The following is a 14,549-nucleotide window of genomic DNA, read 5'->3' on the forward strand; positions in this document are numbered from 1 at the left end:
CTGCATCATGTCGCGCCAGTCGATGTGCTCATTGCCCAGAAAGCGATATGCCGCCATCGTCTCGGCCCAGCCTTCGCACGCGCCCGGAATGCTGGCCGTAGGCCGGCTGGCGAACCGTTTGACCAGCTCCTTCGCGCGCCGGTCTCGCCGTGGATCACCTAAATCCAGCGTCTCAAATTCCTCGTCCACCCATGCTCCCACGTCGTCTCGGATATTCATGCCGAAAATCCGAGAGTAAACGCGAAATCCGCATTGTTAACAACCCCCTTGTGGCTGCTTTGCTACTCCACCATCGTTTCCGCAAGCGTCGAGTTGTGTATAAGGAGATGAGATAAGCTGCCAGGACGGCGGGATCGACACGCACTTCGGCGGGTATCCCGTCTGCAATCTTCTTGCCATAGTCGAGCACGACAATGTGATCCGAGAGATCCATCACCACGCCTATGTCATGCTCGATCAGCACGACAGTCACGCCGAATTGTTCGTTGGCGTCAACGATGAAACCCGCCATCGCGCGTTTCTCGTCGGCGTTCATGCCGGCCATCGGTTCATCGAGTAACAGCAAACGCGGCTCGGCGGCCAACGCGCGAGCCAGTTCCACGCGCTTCTGAACGCCATACGACAGCGTGCCTACCACGCTATGGCGCACGCGTTGCAGGTCCAGCGCTTCGATCACGACCTCGGCATAGCGACGTTGTCTTGCTTCGTCGCGTTGAGCCCGGCCGACTCGAAAAGTTTGCTCGACCCATGTGCTGCCGCGATGCAGATTGCGCCCCGTCAATACGTTGTCGAGCACACTCATGCGCCGGAACAGCGCGATGTTTTGAAACGTGCGCGCAATGCCACGGTGCGCCGCGTCATGCGGACGCATGCGGTGACTCTGCGTGCCATCGAAACGCACGGTGCCCTGTTGCGGCCGGTAGACGCCGTTGATCACGTTGAGCAGCGAACTCTTGCCTGCGCCGTTCGGGCCGATCAACGCGCAGATCTCGCCTCGATGGACGTCGAAGCTGATATCGGAAATCGCCTGGACGCCGCCGAACGATAAGGAAATCCGGTCGAGCGAAAGCAGCGCTTGGCGAGCGAATGGGGCAGTCTGTTCTTGAGACGTCACGCAGGTTGTCCTTGTACGTCGGCTGCTTGCCGAGCAGACAGAATAGGCTCGGGCAGACGCTGCCATTGACCATCGTCCGGCCACGTGCGGACATCGATTCGCAACGCTTTGAACAGGCGCGCTGCGTCGTCGTCCAGAGCGGCACCGGCGACCAACGCGGCGTGGGTTCGCCTGAAGCCGATCACCTCGCGCAGCGGCCGCGCGACCAGCCACCATGCAGCCGTGCGCAGCAGCCACGAGGAGCGCCGGTCGCTCAGTCCATCAAGCAAGCGGCGCCGGACGGAATTCGTGCCAGGCAGCCTTGCATCGACGAGCCGCGCAACGCGGCCATAGGTCTCTCTCGTGCCTGCGACCAATGTGGGCGCGAGTTCACGCCTGTCGTTATCGCGAGTCTCCAGCGATTCGGGAAAATTCAAGCGAAAGCCGGTCAACAGCCACGGTGCAACGAGATAACGCGCCTGCGCCGCTGTTGCAAATGCGCGGGCCGCGAACGCATCATCGGCGGGATGCAGGTGTTCCTTCTCCGCGACCAGCCGCGCCTCGCGAATCAGCGTTGCATGAGTAATGCGCTGCTCTTCAATACCGTGCCCGGCGGCATCACGATAGAAGATAAACGCATCATGATCGGGTCGTACGCTGGCCGTCACCTTCTTATCCGGCGACGCCAGTGTCCTGTACTCGACCACGTTCGCATCCGGATGGGGCCGCAGGCCGCGCGGATTCGCGTCTATCACCCACTGCGACAACGCGAGCAAGCGGTCGACCTGCTGGTCATCGTCGGCGAAGGTAAAAAGCGGCGTGAGATGCCGCACGATCCGGCCAAGCGTTTGATCCGATACAGAGGGTTCGACCGGCACCGCAACGCCTCCCCGCCATTGCGCGGCGAGAGACAAACACAACGCCTCTTCGCGCGGTTGGCTGACAAGCAACAGTGCGTCGCCCGGACCGAAATCACGCGCCGCTAGACCAGCCGCGAGCGCCTCGACCTTCTCGGCCAGCGAGTGCCAGCTTAGCTGCTCCCACTGGCCCAGCCGCTTATGCCTCAACGCGGTCGCACGAGGGCGATGCCTTGCCTGTTCGGCAAGCCATGCAGGCAAAGTGTCCGGGAGCTCCGGCCTTGGCGCCACCATCTCACGCAGCCTTTGCTTCGAGTTGCGCGGCCTCTTCAAGCTCCCGCACGAGCGGCAAGACACGTTGCCCGAAATACTCGACCTCTTCGATGAAGTGCAGGAATCCGGCCAGCACCAAATCCACACCCACCGACTTGAGCTCCACGATCCGCTCGGCAATCTGACGCGGCGTGCCAATCAGATTGGTACGGAAGCCGTCGTTGTATTGCACGAGGTCTTCGAATGTCGATTTGGCCCAGTTCCCCTCGCCTTCAGGCGATGCGCTGCCGGCCTGCTTCGCTGCATCGCCGAATGCATGAACCGCTTCCACATGCGCATGCTTGATGATGTCCGCGAGCCCGGCCTGCGCTTCTTCCTCGGTATCGCGGGCGATCACAAACGCATTCACGCCAATGCGCACCTTGTGCTGATTGACGGCGGCCTTGGCCTGGATATCGTCAATCTGCAGCTTGAGATTCTCGGGTGTATTGCCGTTCGTGAAATACCAGTCCGAGACGCTTGCGGCATTGTCGCGGGCTGCGCGCGAGCTTCCACCCTGGAAAATTTCCGGGTGAGGCTTTTGTATCGGCTTCGGACTCAGCGTGTAGTTGTTGAACCGATAAAAATCGCCTCGGAACGTAAAGTTATCCTGGGTCCAGATGCCCTTGAGCGCTTCGATGAATTCGTGCGACCGGCGGTACCGTTCGTCGTGTTCAAGCCACGGCTCGCCGATCGCCGTGAATTCGCCTTTGAACCAGCCGCTTACTACGTTGATTCCAATCCGTCCCTTGGAGATATGATCGATTGTCGCCAACTGCTTCGCCACAACCGCCGGACTCCACGGACCCGGCAAGATTGCCGCGAGCACTTTGAGTTTGGTGGTTGCATGCAGCAACGCCTGACTGAATGACACCGACTCGTGTTGATTGTCCGCGCCATAGCCCGCAGTAAAGCGAATTTGACTGAGCGCGTATTCGAAGCCCGCTTTCTCTGCGGTCTGCGCAAGCTTCTGGTTGTATTCAACGCTCCAGTCGGTGCGCTGCTCAATCGTGCTGACTACCAGGCCACCGCTGACATTGGGCACCCAATAGGCAAACTTCAGCGCGTCCTGCTGCTCGTTATGTTTCTCGCTCATGACAATCTCCTGATTAATTAGCATACCGATACACTTATGTCCTGCATCGTCATTGCAATTTCGACTCACGGATCCAGAATCTATTTCAGCCAGCCGCAGCCACCCAAGCAATATATTCATCTATCGATATGTGCAGCGGCCGGCTTAGATAAGCAGCAGCAACGCAACTCGACGCTGAAACGGTGGTATCGGCGCAATGCTGTTGGGCGGTGGCCGCGATGCGCTCTGGATCGATAAACATTGCGGAAAACGATCTAACGCGGGTGGAGTCGATGGGCTAGATTGAGAGACCTGCGCGCTCGCGCCAGCAGCGCCTTCGACTCATTATCAATAGCATCCAAGGATTTTTTCGACATGACACAACTGCCGCCTGTCGCTCTCTCGGTTGGAGCAGATTATGAAAGCGTCGCCAGCCGCTTCAGGCCGATTTTCGACCGCATTGCCGCAGGCGCGGTCGAGCGCGACCAGCTCAGGACCCTGCCCTACGATCAGATCGCGCAGCTCAAGCAAGCGGGTTTTGGTGCACTACGCGTGCCGGTCTCGCAGGGCGGTGCAGGCGTGTCTGTCAAACAACTATTCCGCTTGCTGATCGAACTCGGCGCCGCCGATTCAAACCTTCCGCAGGCATTGCGTGGCCACTTCGCTTTCGTCGAGGACGTCGTCAACGCACCCGCAAGCGCCGAACGCGACCAGTGGTTTGCACGCTTCGTGCGTGGCGACCTGTTTGGCAATGCATGGACAGAAGTTGGCAACGTCGCACTGGGCAGCGTCAACACCCAAGTAGCGAAGCAAGGTGACCGCTGGGTCTTGAACGGCGAGAAGTACTACAGCACAGGCAGCATTTTCGCTGACTGGATCGATGTTTACGCGCAACGCGCTGAAGACGGCAGCGACGTGATTGTCGCGGTGGCCACGAAGCAGCCAGGCGTGACGTTAAGCGACGACTGGGATGGTTTCGGTCAGCGCACCACGGGCAGCGGCACCACGGTGTTCAAGGACGCGGTGGTCGAACCGGGCCATATTGTCGACTTCGCACGGCGCTTCAAATATCAGACCGCGTTCTACCAATTGTTCCATCTTGCGACGCTGGCCGGCATCGCGCGGGCGGCTGAACTCGACGCGGCAGCGCAAGTGCGTGCGCGCAAGCGCATCTATAGCCACGGCAATGCGCCGCATGTCAGCCAGGACGTTCAGATTCAACAAGTGGTTGGAGAAATTGCGGCGTGGGCGTATGCCGCGGAGGCGATCGCGTTGCGCGCGGCGGAGCCGGCGCAGCGGGCATACGAAGCGCGTTTTGCCGATGACGTCGAAGCCGAAAAACACTTCAATATCGAGGCCGAGATAGAGTCGGCGAAAGGACAGATCGTTGCGACCGAACTTGCGTTACGCGCCTCGACCCATCTTTTCGATGCGCTGGGTGCGTCGGCCATTGGCGGCGGCAAGGCGCTTGATCGCCATTGGCGCAATGCACGCGCGGTCTCGTCGCATAACCCGATCGTGTACAAGGCCAAACTCGTTGGCGACTGGTCGATCAACCAGAAAGAACCCATCTACGTCTGGCAGATCGGCGCAGGACCCGGAGCAGAACCCGCACCCACGTAAGCACTCAGTCCATAAACTCTCAGGCGCAAGAGCGCGCTTTCAGGCGAGGCGAGGACGACATGGCGGAGTTCCTGGTCGAGCGGTCCAGCTTGAACGAGTAGCGGGCAACGAGCGAACGAATACGGGTACGCGTGCGAGTGAGCGCAACCGGCACACGGCGTGTCGGCTTATCCACCGTTCGCCTCGAGATGCGCCTTGAGCGCATCGATAAACACACGCACCTTCGGCACCGGATAACGTGCCGACGGAAAGATGGCGTGAATGCCCGCGGGCGGCGATGACCAAGCCGGCAATAAGCGCACCAGCCGTCCCGCTTCAACGTCCTCTCCGATCGAGAAATTCGTCAGGTAAGCCACGCCGCCGCCGGCCAATGTTGCTGCGCGACAGGTAGGCGCGGTGTCGGCGAGAAATCCTGCACTGAAGCGCACAGTCCGCTTCCCGCCGCGCGTGCTTTCAAGCGGCGCAACCAGCGGCTTCTGTAAAGCGGACATGCCGACGAACGGCAATTTCGCGACCGCCTCGAGTGTGGTCGGCTTGCCCCAGCGGGCGACAAACGCAGGACTCGCAACGAGCCATTTGACGAAACCCCCGATCTTCACCGCGCGATGACTCGAATCCGCCAGCCGCCCGAGCCGGATCGCAACATCGACCGCTTCTGCGACCAGATCGACCTGACGGTCGGCTGACACGAGCTCAACCTTGAGTTCCGGATGGCGTTGCTGCAGCGCGACCAGCATGGGCGCCACCACACTCGCTCCATAGTCGATAGGCGTCGCAATGCGCAGCGTTCCCCGCAGCACGCCCGACTCCTGCGCCAATGCAGAAATTGCCTGTTCGGTCGCGCTGAGGATCTGCCGGCTCGCTTCGTAGAACGTCCTGCCCGCCTCCGTCACACTCACCCGGCGTGTGGTCCGCACGAGCAGGGTCGCCCCGACCTCGGCCTCCAGACGCTGCATGTGCGTACTGACCATGGTCTTCGCGACCCCGAGACGGTCGGCCGCGGCCGTCAGCGAACCCGCCTCGACTACCGCCGCGAAAACCACCAGCCGGTTAAGGTTAACAGCACTCAGGCTAGTCATGGATTGTCCACTTTAAGAGGATTGTCTAACCATCATTATCCGTCTTCTCATGCGCTGCGCCTCGCACTATCCTGACTCTATCGAAACAGCGGTTCAAACCCTTTCAGAGTCCATCATGCCCACGCTGCCCAAACCCCTCCAGCCCATACGCCTCCATACCACCCTGCTGTCCGGACACGGTCATCGGGCGAAGCTTTTCCTGACGTTGCTCGATCTGCCTTTCACAACGATCGAACTCGACATGAAAGCCGGAGACAACCGCAAGCCGGCGCATCTGGCACTCAATCCGTTCGGCGAAGTACCGGTGATAGAAGACGGAGATATTGTCCTGACCGATTCCAATGCGATCCTGGTCTATCTCGCGCGCAAATACGGTGACCCGTCCTGGCTGCCGCAGGATCCCGTGGGCGCGGCGGCGGTGCAACGCTGGCTGTCGCTGGCAGCGGGCAAGATTGCGTATGGCCCTTGTGCCGCGCGGCTGGTCACGGTATTCGGCGCTCCGAAGGACTACGCGACAGCAAAGAAGATGGCGGAGGATCTTTTCGCGATCATCGATCCCGAGTTTCGCGACAAGCCGTTCGCAATCGGACAGACACCGACTATCGCGGATATCGCCGCCTATTCGTACATTGCGCATGCGCCCGAAGGCGGCATCTCGCTCGAACCGTTCCCGCATTTGCGCGCGTGGCTGAAGCGCGTCGAGGCGTTGCCGCGTTTCGTGCCGATGCCCGCGACCAAGGCCGGGCTGCTCGCCGAAGCCACGTAACGCTTCCTACGGGCAACATCTCTTCGATACCGAGAACATCATGTCCACTTTCGCACCCGCTCCTGTTGCCACGCCGCCTTCGGGCTGGCGTGCCGTGGAATCGCCGTTCCATGCCGGTGAACTCGCCGCGCAGGAACGTGCGGGGGTGCGCGAGCGAATGGATGTTGACGCGCGTCACGGGATTCGCGACTACATGCCCGAGCAGCATCGCCGGTTCTTTGCGGAACAGCCGTTCATGGTGCTCGGTGGAGTCGATGAAACCGGGCAGCCGTGGGCCACGCTGCGAGTCGGCGCACCGGGTTTCATCTCGACGCCGGATGAACACACGTTGCGTCTGGCCGGGCGAAGTCTGGCAGGCGATCCGCTTGCCAGTACCTGGCACGTCGGATCGGTTCTGGGCGGATTAGGCATTCAGCCCGCTGCTCGGCGGCGCAACCGGGTGAACGGTGTCATTACCGCCATCGACGATCAGGCCATCACCATTGCCGTCAGCCAGAGCTTTGGCAACTGTGCGAAGTACATCCAGAGCCGTACGCCTGTCGGATTTAGCGTGGAAGAAGGCTCTGATCTGCCGATTGTTTCAAATCGTCTGCACGATGCCGACCGGGCGCTGCTCGGGCGGGCGGATACGTTTTTCGTCGCCAGCGCGAATACCTCGAGCGAAGCAGGGATGGGACGTGGTGCCGATGTGTCCCATCGTGGCGGCAAGCCGGGGTTTATTCGCATCGACGATGACAACACACTGACCACACCCGATTTCAGCGGCAATCTATTCTTCAATACCATCGGCAACCTGATGCACGATCCGCGCGCGGGGTTGTTGGTGGTCGACTTCGACAGCGGCGATCTGCTGTATCTGGCCGTGGATGCCGAGATCATTTGGGAAGGCCCGGAAGTTGAGTCCTTCGATGGCGCCGAGCGGCTGATCCGCTGGCATGTGCGTGAGGTGCGTCGCACTCAACGTGCATTGCCCATGCGCTGGTCGGGCGTGCAGTACGCCCCGCAACTTGCGAAGACCGGTAGCTGGAAAGCGCCGGAGACTAAGCAAGTAGTCGCGAATACGTGGCGCAAGCTGAAGGTCTCCAAGGTTAGCGACGAGGCCCCTGGTGTGCGGTCGTTCTATTTTCAAGCCGCTGACGGTTCGACGCTTCCCGCATACGAACCCGGCCAGTTCCTGCCGATCCGGTTGCACGTTCCAGGGCTCGCAGCACCCTTGATCAGAACCTATACGCTCTCCAATGCCCATGATGGGCGCCACTATCGGATCACGGTCAAGCGCGAGGGTGCTGCGTCGACATGGTTGCATGAAAATGCCAAGGCAGGAATGGAGATCGAAGCGAGGGCGCCGGGCGGGGCGTTCGTACTTGAGCGCACCAGTGGCCGCGCGGTGGTCTTGCTGTCTGCCGGTATTGGCATTACGCCGATGATCGCGATGCTGAACAGCTTGCTCGCAGACACGAGCGGGCGCGCGCAGCCTGAGCACATTCATTTTATCCATGGTGCTCGCCGGTCCGAAGAACACCCGTTCGCTGAAGAACTCAAGGCTGCTGAACAAGCGCACTCACATCTCTCGGTGCATCTGCGCGAGAGCCAGGCTGATGTGGTTGACGCAGCGAAGTCATCCGCTGGACGGGTTGATATTGCGTATCTCAAGAGTGTGTTGCCGTTCGGAGATTACGACTTCTACCTCTGCGGCCCCGGCGCATTCATGCAGGACATGTACAGCGGCTTGCGTTCACTCAACGTTGCCGACGACCGGATTCGCTTCGAGGCGTTCGGACCAGCGAGTGTCAAGCGCACACAAAGCGCTGTGCAAGCAGTGACGGTGGCGCAGCCTGTTGCTCCCCGCGACCCGGAGCGGTCATCGAAGGTCGTTTTCATGCGTACGCATCGCGATGCGCAGTGGTCGCCTGAGGATGGAAGTCTGCTGGATTTTGCAGAGGCGAACGGAGTGCCTGTTGCATCGAATTGTCGGTCGGGCGTATGCGGCACGTGTGCGACGCGCGTGTTGTCGGGGGACGTGACCTACCCCGTGCCGTGCGAGGGCGATATCCCGGCGGGACATGCGTTGATATGCAGCGCAATACCCGCGAGGATGGGTTCGGGCGAGGAATCGGCGGTCGTACTGGACCTGTGAGGGCGGCGTAGCAGTGTCAGTCGGTCAGAAGAATATGAAGTCGTCGTTGCTGTCGGGCAGAGCGCTTAATACACGCAGAAACTGACAGCCGCCAACCACCCCGGCAAGGCCGATGATGACCGCAAGCCACGCACGCCTGGTCCGCCGTGCACGAATTTCGGATACCGTCGGCGAACGCAGGGAGTGCATCGCGTTCTTCTGTGTCGGGCGGCGCATTTAGCTAGCCACCGCTGCAGCGCCAGGCAGCATCGAAGCCAGGACCTCGGTAAATTCGGTCGTCCCGAAACGCCGCTCACCTATTCCCTCTTCTACGTCGATGCGGCCCGCGTTGTGCGTGTGGTAGAGATCGATAATGAGCTGTGCATGGTTCGCGCCAAGGCCGGCCCGCAACAACATGGCCGTCCAATCGTTGCGCGGCACTTCATGCGCGATGATTTCACGCCTGCTCGCATCGCTCAGTGCGCGGGCGACATCGAGCGCAGAGATTCGCCGCGGACCTTCCATGCTGACTACACGTGACCCACTCCTGCGCGACTCGTCCAACAGCAGTTCTGCCGCTAGCAGGCCCACGTCCTGTGCCGCCACCGTTGGAAAGCGCTTGCTCAACGGATGATGCAGGCTCGGCAACTTGCCCGTTGCCAGCGCGGCAGGTATCACGCGTGCCCAGTTCTGCATATGCTCCGCCGCGCGCAACACTGTCAGGTGTTGAACCGCTGTTTGCAACTGCTTTTCAAGAGCGTGAAAGAGCAAGGTGATGCCCGTGCCGTGGTCCAGTTCCGCGCCATAGTCGGACAGCGCGAGTACGTGAGGTGGCGGATTGGCGCGCAATGCATCGGCCGCAATGGCAATCATGCGATGCATCGTGCCGCCGGGATCTGCGTCACCGACTGGGACCGGGCACAGGATCTGTACTGCGTCCGCACCCACTATTGCTCTTGCGACCGATGCCGGGTCCAAAAGATCGGCGAGCACGACCTCACAGCCCATCCGCGCAAGACGCTCACCCTGAGACTCGTTTCGTACCACAGCCCTGACCGCATGACCCGCATTGCGAAGCGATGCGGCGCTCACGCGCCCTACTTTGCCCGATGCTCCGAATATCACGAACACATTCAACCCCTTGTTGGCCTGGATGGGGTCATCGTAAGGAGGTTGAACGTTGCGGGCGCGCAGGGAAGGATCAACTTGCGCAGATACGGATGATTGTTTTGCGGCACCGCCGCAAGAGTGCCGGGTTCAGCGTGTCGTGCGTAACGACATCGAGCAAATTGGCGGAAAACCCCGCACAATGCTCGCTTGCCGAGCTCTGCGAGGACCTGTCATGAATGCAGTGTCACCATTGCCCATGCCGATTTCGGGCTCCCGCGTCAATTTGCGCTCCAGCAGCGGTCGGGGCTGGAACGGCTTCGGTGCGGCGCTGCTTGGCATTTCGGCGGGCACGCACCGGATTCCGGCCATGCCGCATCATCGCGTCGGTGTGCACGTCGGGCCGCCAGTGATGGCGCGCTGCATGTGCGAACAACGTCGTTACTCGCGCATTCAGGCGCATGGTGACGCCGACGTGATACCCGCGGGACTCGAAGGTCAATGGACCGACGAATCGGACTGTACGATCCTCAGCATCTGGATCAGCGAGTCGTTCACGCGCAAGACGCTCGAGCAGCTTGAACTGAAATCAGGCGATGCCGAATTTCGTCCGCAGCTCCAGATGCGCGATCCGCGTTTCCAGCATCTGGCGTGGGCGCTGCAGGCGGAACTCGACGCGGGCGACGCGTCCGATCCGCTCTTTGCAGAAAGCCTTTGCACGGCGATGGTAGTCAGGCTGGCCCACAATGGCGGCGGCATCGCCACGCTCGAAGGCCGTCGGCGTACGTTGGCGCCGCGAACGGCTACAAGCGTGATCGACTTCATCGAAAGCAATCTGGATCAGCGCCTGACACTTGACGAACTCGCCGCGCTGGCTCAACTTAGCGCGCCGCATTTCAAGGTGCTGTTTCGCGAGACGCTTGGTGTGCCGGTGCATCGATACGTCGTGCAGCGCCGCGTCGAACGCGCGAAGGCGTTGCTGTTGCAAGGCAAGCTCAGTACCAGCCAGGTAGCGCTGGAAACGGGCTTTTCTCATCAAAGCCACATGGCGCACTGGATGAACCGGCTGCTTGGACTGACGCCGCGCGAGATCGTGAAAGACAGCGGGAAGACGGGCCACCTCGCTGGCCCCACTCTGGCAAGTACAGCGCATACACCCCATAAGAAACCGCTTTCGCGCTGAGTCGATGACCGATATTTCAGGAACTTCGTTTATCCCTGCGTCCGGGCGATCGACCGATTACGGTTTGTGGGCACTGACATTCAGCTATGTACTAAGCCAGTTTTTCCGCAGCTATGTGGCCGTCATTTCCACGCAGCTCATCGGCGATTTTCATTTCACGCCGCAGATGTTCGGCTGGTTCTCCGGCGCGTTTTTTCTCGTCTTTGCCGCAGCACAAATTCCAGTCGGATTCATGTTCGACCGGTATGGCGTGCGTTATCCCACGGCAGTCCTGATGAGCGTGGGCACACTGAGCGCCGGGATTGTGTCGGTCACGACCGACCCGCGTCTCGCCATCATCGCGCAGGCGGGAATTGGAATCGGATGCGCTCCGGTCTTCATGGGACTGCTTAACTACGTTTTGCGTCATGGCGCGGGGCCGCGTGATGTTCGCTCGATCACCACCGCCAGCGCTATCGGCATGTCCGGAGGGCTGCTCGCGGCGTTCCCGCTAAGTTGGGCAACAGCAAGTTATGGCTGGCGTCCGGTCATGGCGTTATCCGCCATGCTGATGCTGATGGCGACGCTCGGCGTCGTTTTTTTCGTGCGCCGGCGAAACGAAGAACGGTCGACTAGCGCCCCGCAATCGCAAGCGTCGCCTTCAAAGACGATGACTCCAGCCCGCACGAGCGGCTTGTGGACACTGATGCCGGTTTGCCTGGCGATGTCGGTGGGCGGGACGTTTCGCACTTCCTGGGGCGGGCCTTATCTGGCCGATGTATTCGGCTTCGACGTCATGGCGCGCGGCAATGCGATGACCGTCACGAGTGTCGCGGGCATAGGCGCATCGTTCTGCATTCCGTTTCTGGTACGGCGATGGTCTCCCAAGTCGTTGTCTCTCTTCTGGCAGGCGGGCGGCATTCTGGCGGCACTCTTGCTCGCGGCAATGCCGCAGCGAAGCCCGGTCGTAAGCGTTGCCGCGATCTGCCTGCTGTTGTCGGTGGGCTGCATTCATCCGCTGGTCATGTCGCAGGCGCGTGCGATCATTGCACCAGGCAAGTTGGGACTTGGATTGGGCTTGCTGAACAGCCTCGTATTTTTGGGCGTGGCGCTGGCGAGCGGCATTTTCGGCTTGATAGCAGAAGAAACACGGATGACAGGAATGTCGAGCGCGGACCTCTACTCAAGGTTGTTTGTCGTGACGGCGGTGCCGCTCGCCGTCGGCGCACTCGCTTATTGGTTCAGCCCCGCAGGCGCGCGCAAGTGACGCGTTCGGAGGCCGGGTTTCGTTCTTTGGCCCGGGATTTTGCAGCGAAGGTCTGCCAGCAAATGCGCCCTCACCCGCCAACCATGCGCCGTCCCCTTCCCCTTTCCCAACCGCTGGCAACAACGGTCATCCCCGCCAGCGCCACCAGCGTCATGCCGTACACATCGGTGGTCAGACGCAACCCGACAACATGGGCCATGGTCCCTGCAATAATCGCCGGCACGCTGAACGCCAGATAACTCAGCACGTAGAACGCTGCCATCAGCCCCGCGCGTTCGTGCGCTTCAGCCAGCGGCAAGACCGAGCGCAATGCGCCTTGGAACGCCGAGCCAAAGCCCATGCCCGCGAGGACAGTGCCGACGAACAAGGTTTCGGCATGGCCCGCGTGCACCCCCGCCAGCGTCACCAGCAGCCCGGCCGCAAGCACCATCGCACCCGTCATCAGCAACCGGGGCGTGCTGATCGCGCGCAGCAACAGCACGGCGACCAGTCCGCCACCGGTCAAAGCAAACACGACCCAACCGCCGGTCATGACATCGTTGTCGCCCGTCACAGCGCGCGCAAGCGTCGGCCCCAACGACAGATAAAACCCGCCCAACGCCCATACCGCGACGTTGACCGGAGCGATGCGCAACATTGCCGCCCGCGCCGCCCGGGGCACACGCACGCGCGGCACCAGCGAAGCCAGCGTACCCGGGCTGCGGCTCACTGTCTCCGGCAGCATCCACACGCCCACCGCCTGAAGCACGAACACCGCGATCAGCAAAAAGTAGACGCTCCGCATGGGCGCGGGCGCATAGTCGACCAGCAAGCTCGTGCCAAGCGCGCCCACTCCCATGCCAAGCAGCGGCGCAAGCGTATTGACCAGCGAACCGTGTGTACGGCTTGCATCGAGAATCGCCGCGCCCAGCGCGCTCGTGGCCGTACCGGTTGCAAAGCCCTGTAGGACACGCGCCAGGATCAGCATCCGGACGCTGTGGGCATCGGCGAAAATCAGCATTGCCACGACCTCGAGCACTACGCTACCGATAATCGCCGGACGCCTTCCAATGTGATCGGAGAGTGACCCGGTCGTCAGCAGCGCGACCAACAGGCTGAACGCATAGACGCCGAACACCAGCGTCAGCGTCGCCGACGAGAATCCCCATGCCTCCTGATACAGCCGGTAAAGCGGCGTCGGCGCACTCGACGCGGCAAAGAACATTGCCGCGCTGAACGCATAAAGCGGCAGCGCATAACGCGTCCGGTCACGGGTAAAACGAGGGGCGGCATCGAAGGCCATTGCACACTCCGCAAAATAAACGCAAAATAATTGCTTTAGTGAATTGTGCGCGATGTTATTCGTTAATGCAAATTTTTAGCTTTAACAGACGTTATCGATACAATTGAGCAAGGTCGAGAGGGACAGGCAATGGCAGCAAGGGAAGGGTTGCGACCCGGCGGACGTAGCGCGCGGGTGCAGGAGTCCGTGCATCACGCAGTCAGGACGTTGCTGGAGGAAATGCCGCGCGAGGAACTGACGGTGCCGCAAGTCGCGGCACGCGCCGGAGTAACGCCGTCCACGATCTACCGCCGCTGGGGCGATTTACCGGCCCTTCTCGCCGATGTCGCCCTGCAGCGGTTTCATCCGGATAACGGCCCGGCCGACATGGGATCGCTGCGCAGCGATCTGCAAACGTGGGCGCAGGGATATCAGGAAGAGATGTCGTCGGCGCCCGGCCGCGCCATGACGCGCGACGTACTGGCAAGCAACGACGCCCGCAGCCCCGCCTGCCAGTGCGCGGCCATCACGCGCTCGCAGATCCAGATGATCCTGGACCGGGCGGTAGAGCGAGGCGAAACACCGCCCGATATCAATATCGTGATGGATAACGTCGTCGCTCCGCTCATCTATCGCCTGCTCTTCGACGATGCCCCGATCGACCCGGCATTTGCTCGCAGCCGCATGGCAATGTTGCTGGACCCGGGGCGGTAAGCGCCGTGAGGAGCACGCCTCCGGGTTTCACGGCTACCGGCGCCAGGCATTTCGCTACAAATATCTGCTTAGGCATGCCGACCATAATTCGTGGATTTTCATACATGGAATGGTCGT

General features: G+C 61.1%; 13 protein-coding genes. 6 read left to right on the forward strand and 7 right to left on the reverse strand.

The annotated features are described in order from the left end of the window. The 4 genes from BSU04_RS33115 to sfnG all read right to left on the reverse strand — a co-directional run. Positions 1 to 189: IS4/Tn5 family transposase DNA-binding protein (locus BSU04_RS33115; RefSeq protein WP_179258520.1), on the reverse strand; the 189-nt coding region annotated here is incomplete at its 3' end. After that, the gene (locus BSU04_RS33120; protein ID WP_256983629.1) at positions 173 to 1,114 is read right to left on the reverse strand and encodes an ABC transporter ATP-binding protein; all 942 of its coding nucleotides are present in this window, start codon (positions 1,112 to 1,114) and stop codon (positions 173 to 175) included. The genes BSU04_RS33115 and BSU04_RS33120, both read right to left, overlap by 17 nt. Next, positions 1,111 to 2,244 carry an AMP-binding protein gene (locus tag BSU04_RS33125; protein ID WP_089164504.1) on the reverse strand — a complete coding sequence of 378 codons (1,134 nt, stop codon included), beginning with the start codon at positions 2,242 to 2,244 and terminating at the stop codon, positions 1,111 to 1,113. The genes BSU04_RS33120 and BSU04_RS33125 overlap by 4 nt, the downstream gene beginning before the upstream one ends. A gap of 1 nt (position 2,245) precedes the next feature. Next, positions 2,246 to 3,358, reverse strand: a complete 1,113-nt coding sequence (gene sfnG / locus BSU04_RS33130) for a dimethylsulfone monooxygenase SfnG (RefSeq protein ID WP_089164505.1) — start codon at positions 3,356 to 3,358, stop codon at positions 2,246 to 2,248. A gap of 354 nt (positions 3,359 to 3,712) precedes the next feature. On the opposite strand from sfnG, the gene BSU04_RS33135 reads away from it, so the two are divergent. Beyond that, the gene (locus tag BSU04_RS33135; protein ID WP_089164506.1) at positions 3,713 to 4,960 is read left to right on the forward strand and encodes an acyl-CoA dehydrogenase family protein; all 1,248 of its coding nucleotides are present in this window, start codon (positions 3,713 to 3,715) and stop codon (positions 4,958 to 4,960) included. Positions 4,961 to 5,127: 167 nt separating this feature from the next. Here BSU04_RS33135 and BSU04_RS33140 read toward each other — a convergent pair whose 3' ends face one another. After that, positions 5,128 to 6,039: a LysR family transcriptional regulator gene (locus BSU04_RS33140; RefSeq protein WP_089164507.1), complete on the reverse strand. Its 912-nt coding sequence runs from the start codon at positions 6,037 to 6,039 to the stop codon at positions 5,128 to 5,130. A gap of 115 nt (positions 6,040 to 6,154) precedes the next feature. Here BSU04_RS33140 and BSU04_RS33145 point away from each other — a divergent pair, with 115 nt between their 5' ends. Together BSU04_RS33145 and BSU04_RS33150 are read left to right on the forward strand one after the other, a co-directional pair. Further along, positions 6,155 to 6,805: a glutathione S-transferase family protein gene (locus BSU04_RS33145; protein ID WP_089164508.1), complete on the forward strand. Its 651-nt coding sequence runs from the start codon at positions 6,155 to 6,157 to the stop codon at positions 6,803 to 6,805. A gap of 40 nt (positions 6,806 to 6,845) precedes the next feature. Further along, positions 6,846 to 8,942: a 2Fe-2S iron-sulfur cluster-binding protein gene (locus BSU04_RS33150; protein WP_089164509.1), complete on the forward strand. Its 2,097-nt coding sequence runs from the start codon at positions 6,846 to 6,848 to the stop codon at positions 8,940 to 8,942. Positions 8,943 to 9,158: 216 nt separating this feature from the next. Here BSU04_RS33150 and BSU04_RS33160 read toward each other — a convergent pair whose 3' ends face one another. Then, positions 9,159 to 10,052, reverse strand: coding sequence for an NAD(P)H-binding protein (locus BSU04_RS33160; RefSeq protein WP_089164531.1), 894 nt, complete (start codon positions 10,050 to 10,052; stop codon positions 9,159 to 9,161). Between the two features lie 211 nt (positions 10,053 to 10,263). Between BSU04_RS33160 and BSU04_RS33165 the strand changes: the two genes are divergently transcribed. Together BSU04_RS33165 and BSU04_RS33170 are read left to right on the forward strand one after the other, a co-directional pair. After that, positions 10,264 to 11,211, forward strand: coding sequence for a helix-turn-helix domain-containing protein (locus BSU04_RS33165; RefSeq protein WP_089164511.1), 948 nt, complete (start codon positions 10,264 to 10,266; stop codon positions 11,209 to 11,211). 4 nt (positions 11,212 to 11,215) lie between these two features. Further along, positions 11,216 to 12,457: an MFS transporter gene (locus tag BSU04_RS33170; protein ID WP_089164512.1), complete on the forward strand. Its 1,242-nt coding sequence runs from the start codon at positions 11,216 to 11,218 to the stop codon at positions 12,455 to 12,457. Between the two features lie 70 nt (positions 12,458 to 12,527). On the opposite strand, the gene BSU04_RS33175 is transcribed toward BSU04_RS33170, so the two are convergent. Next, positions 12,528 to 13,739 carry an MFS transporter gene (locus BSU04_RS33175; RefSeq protein WP_089164513.1) on the reverse strand — a complete coding sequence of 404 codons (1,212 nt, stop codon included), beginning with the start codon at positions 13,737 to 13,739 and terminating at the stop codon, positions 12,528 to 12,530. A 129-nt stretch (positions 13,740 to 13,868) separates the two neighbouring features. On the opposite strand from BSU04_RS33175, the gene BSU04_RS33180 reads away from it, so the two are divergent. After that, the gene (locus BSU04_RS33180) at positions 13,869 to 14,432 is read left to right on the forward strand and encodes a TetR/AcrR family transcriptional regulator (RefSeq protein ID WP_089164514.1); all 564 of its coding nucleotides are present in this window, start codon (positions 13,869 to 13,871) and stop codon (positions 14,430 to 14,432) included. The last annotated feature ends 117 nt before the right edge of the window (positions 14,433 to 14,549 follow it).

The sequence above is a fragment of the Caballeronia sordidicola genome (assembly GCF_002220365.1).
Classification (GTDB): Bacteria; Pseudomonadota; Gammaproteobacteria; order Burkholderiales; family Burkholderiaceae; genus Caballeronia; species Caballeronia sordidicola_C.

Coding starts and splice junctions, on each gene's coding strand:
- BSU04_RS33180 (WP_089164514.1), top strand. CDS start 13,869: ATGGCAGCAAGGGAAGGGTTGCGACCCGGCGGACGTAGCGCGCGGGTG.
- BSU04_RS33135 (WP_089164506.1), top strand. CDS start 3,713: ATGACACAACTGCCGCCTGTCGCTCTCTCGGTTGGAGCAGATTATGAA.
- BSU04_RS33145 (WP_089164508.1), top strand. CDS start 6,155: ATGCCCACGCTGCCCAAACCCCTCCAGCCCATACGCCTCCATACCACC.
- BSU04_RS33125 (WP_089164504.1), bottom strand. CDS start 2,244: ATGGTGGCGCCAAGGCCGGAGCTCCCGGACACTTTGCCTGCATGGCTT.
- sfnG (WP_089164505.1), bottom strand. CDS start 3,358: ATGAGCGAGAAACATAACGAGCAGCAGGACGCGCTGAAGTTTGCCTAT.
- BSU04_RS33140 (WP_089164507.1), bottom strand. CDS start 6,039: ATGACTAGCCTGAGTGCTGTTAACCTTAACCGGCTGGTGGTTTTCGCG.
- BSU04_RS33150 (WP_089164509.1), top strand. CDS start 6,846: ATGTCCACTTTCGCACCCGCTCCTGTTGCCACGCCGCCTTCGGGCTGG.
- BSU04_RS33175 (WP_089164513.1), bottom strand. CDS start 13,739: ATGGCCTTCGATGCCGCCCCTCGTTTTACCCGTGACCGGACGCGTTAT.
- BSU04_RS33165 (WP_089164511.1), top strand. CDS start 10,264: ATGAATGCAGTGTCACCATTGCCCATGCCGATTTCGGGCTCCCGCGTC.
- BSU04_RS33170 (WP_089164512.1), top strand. CDS start 11,216: ATGACCGATATTTCAGGAACTTCGTTTATCCCTGCGTCCGGGCGATCG.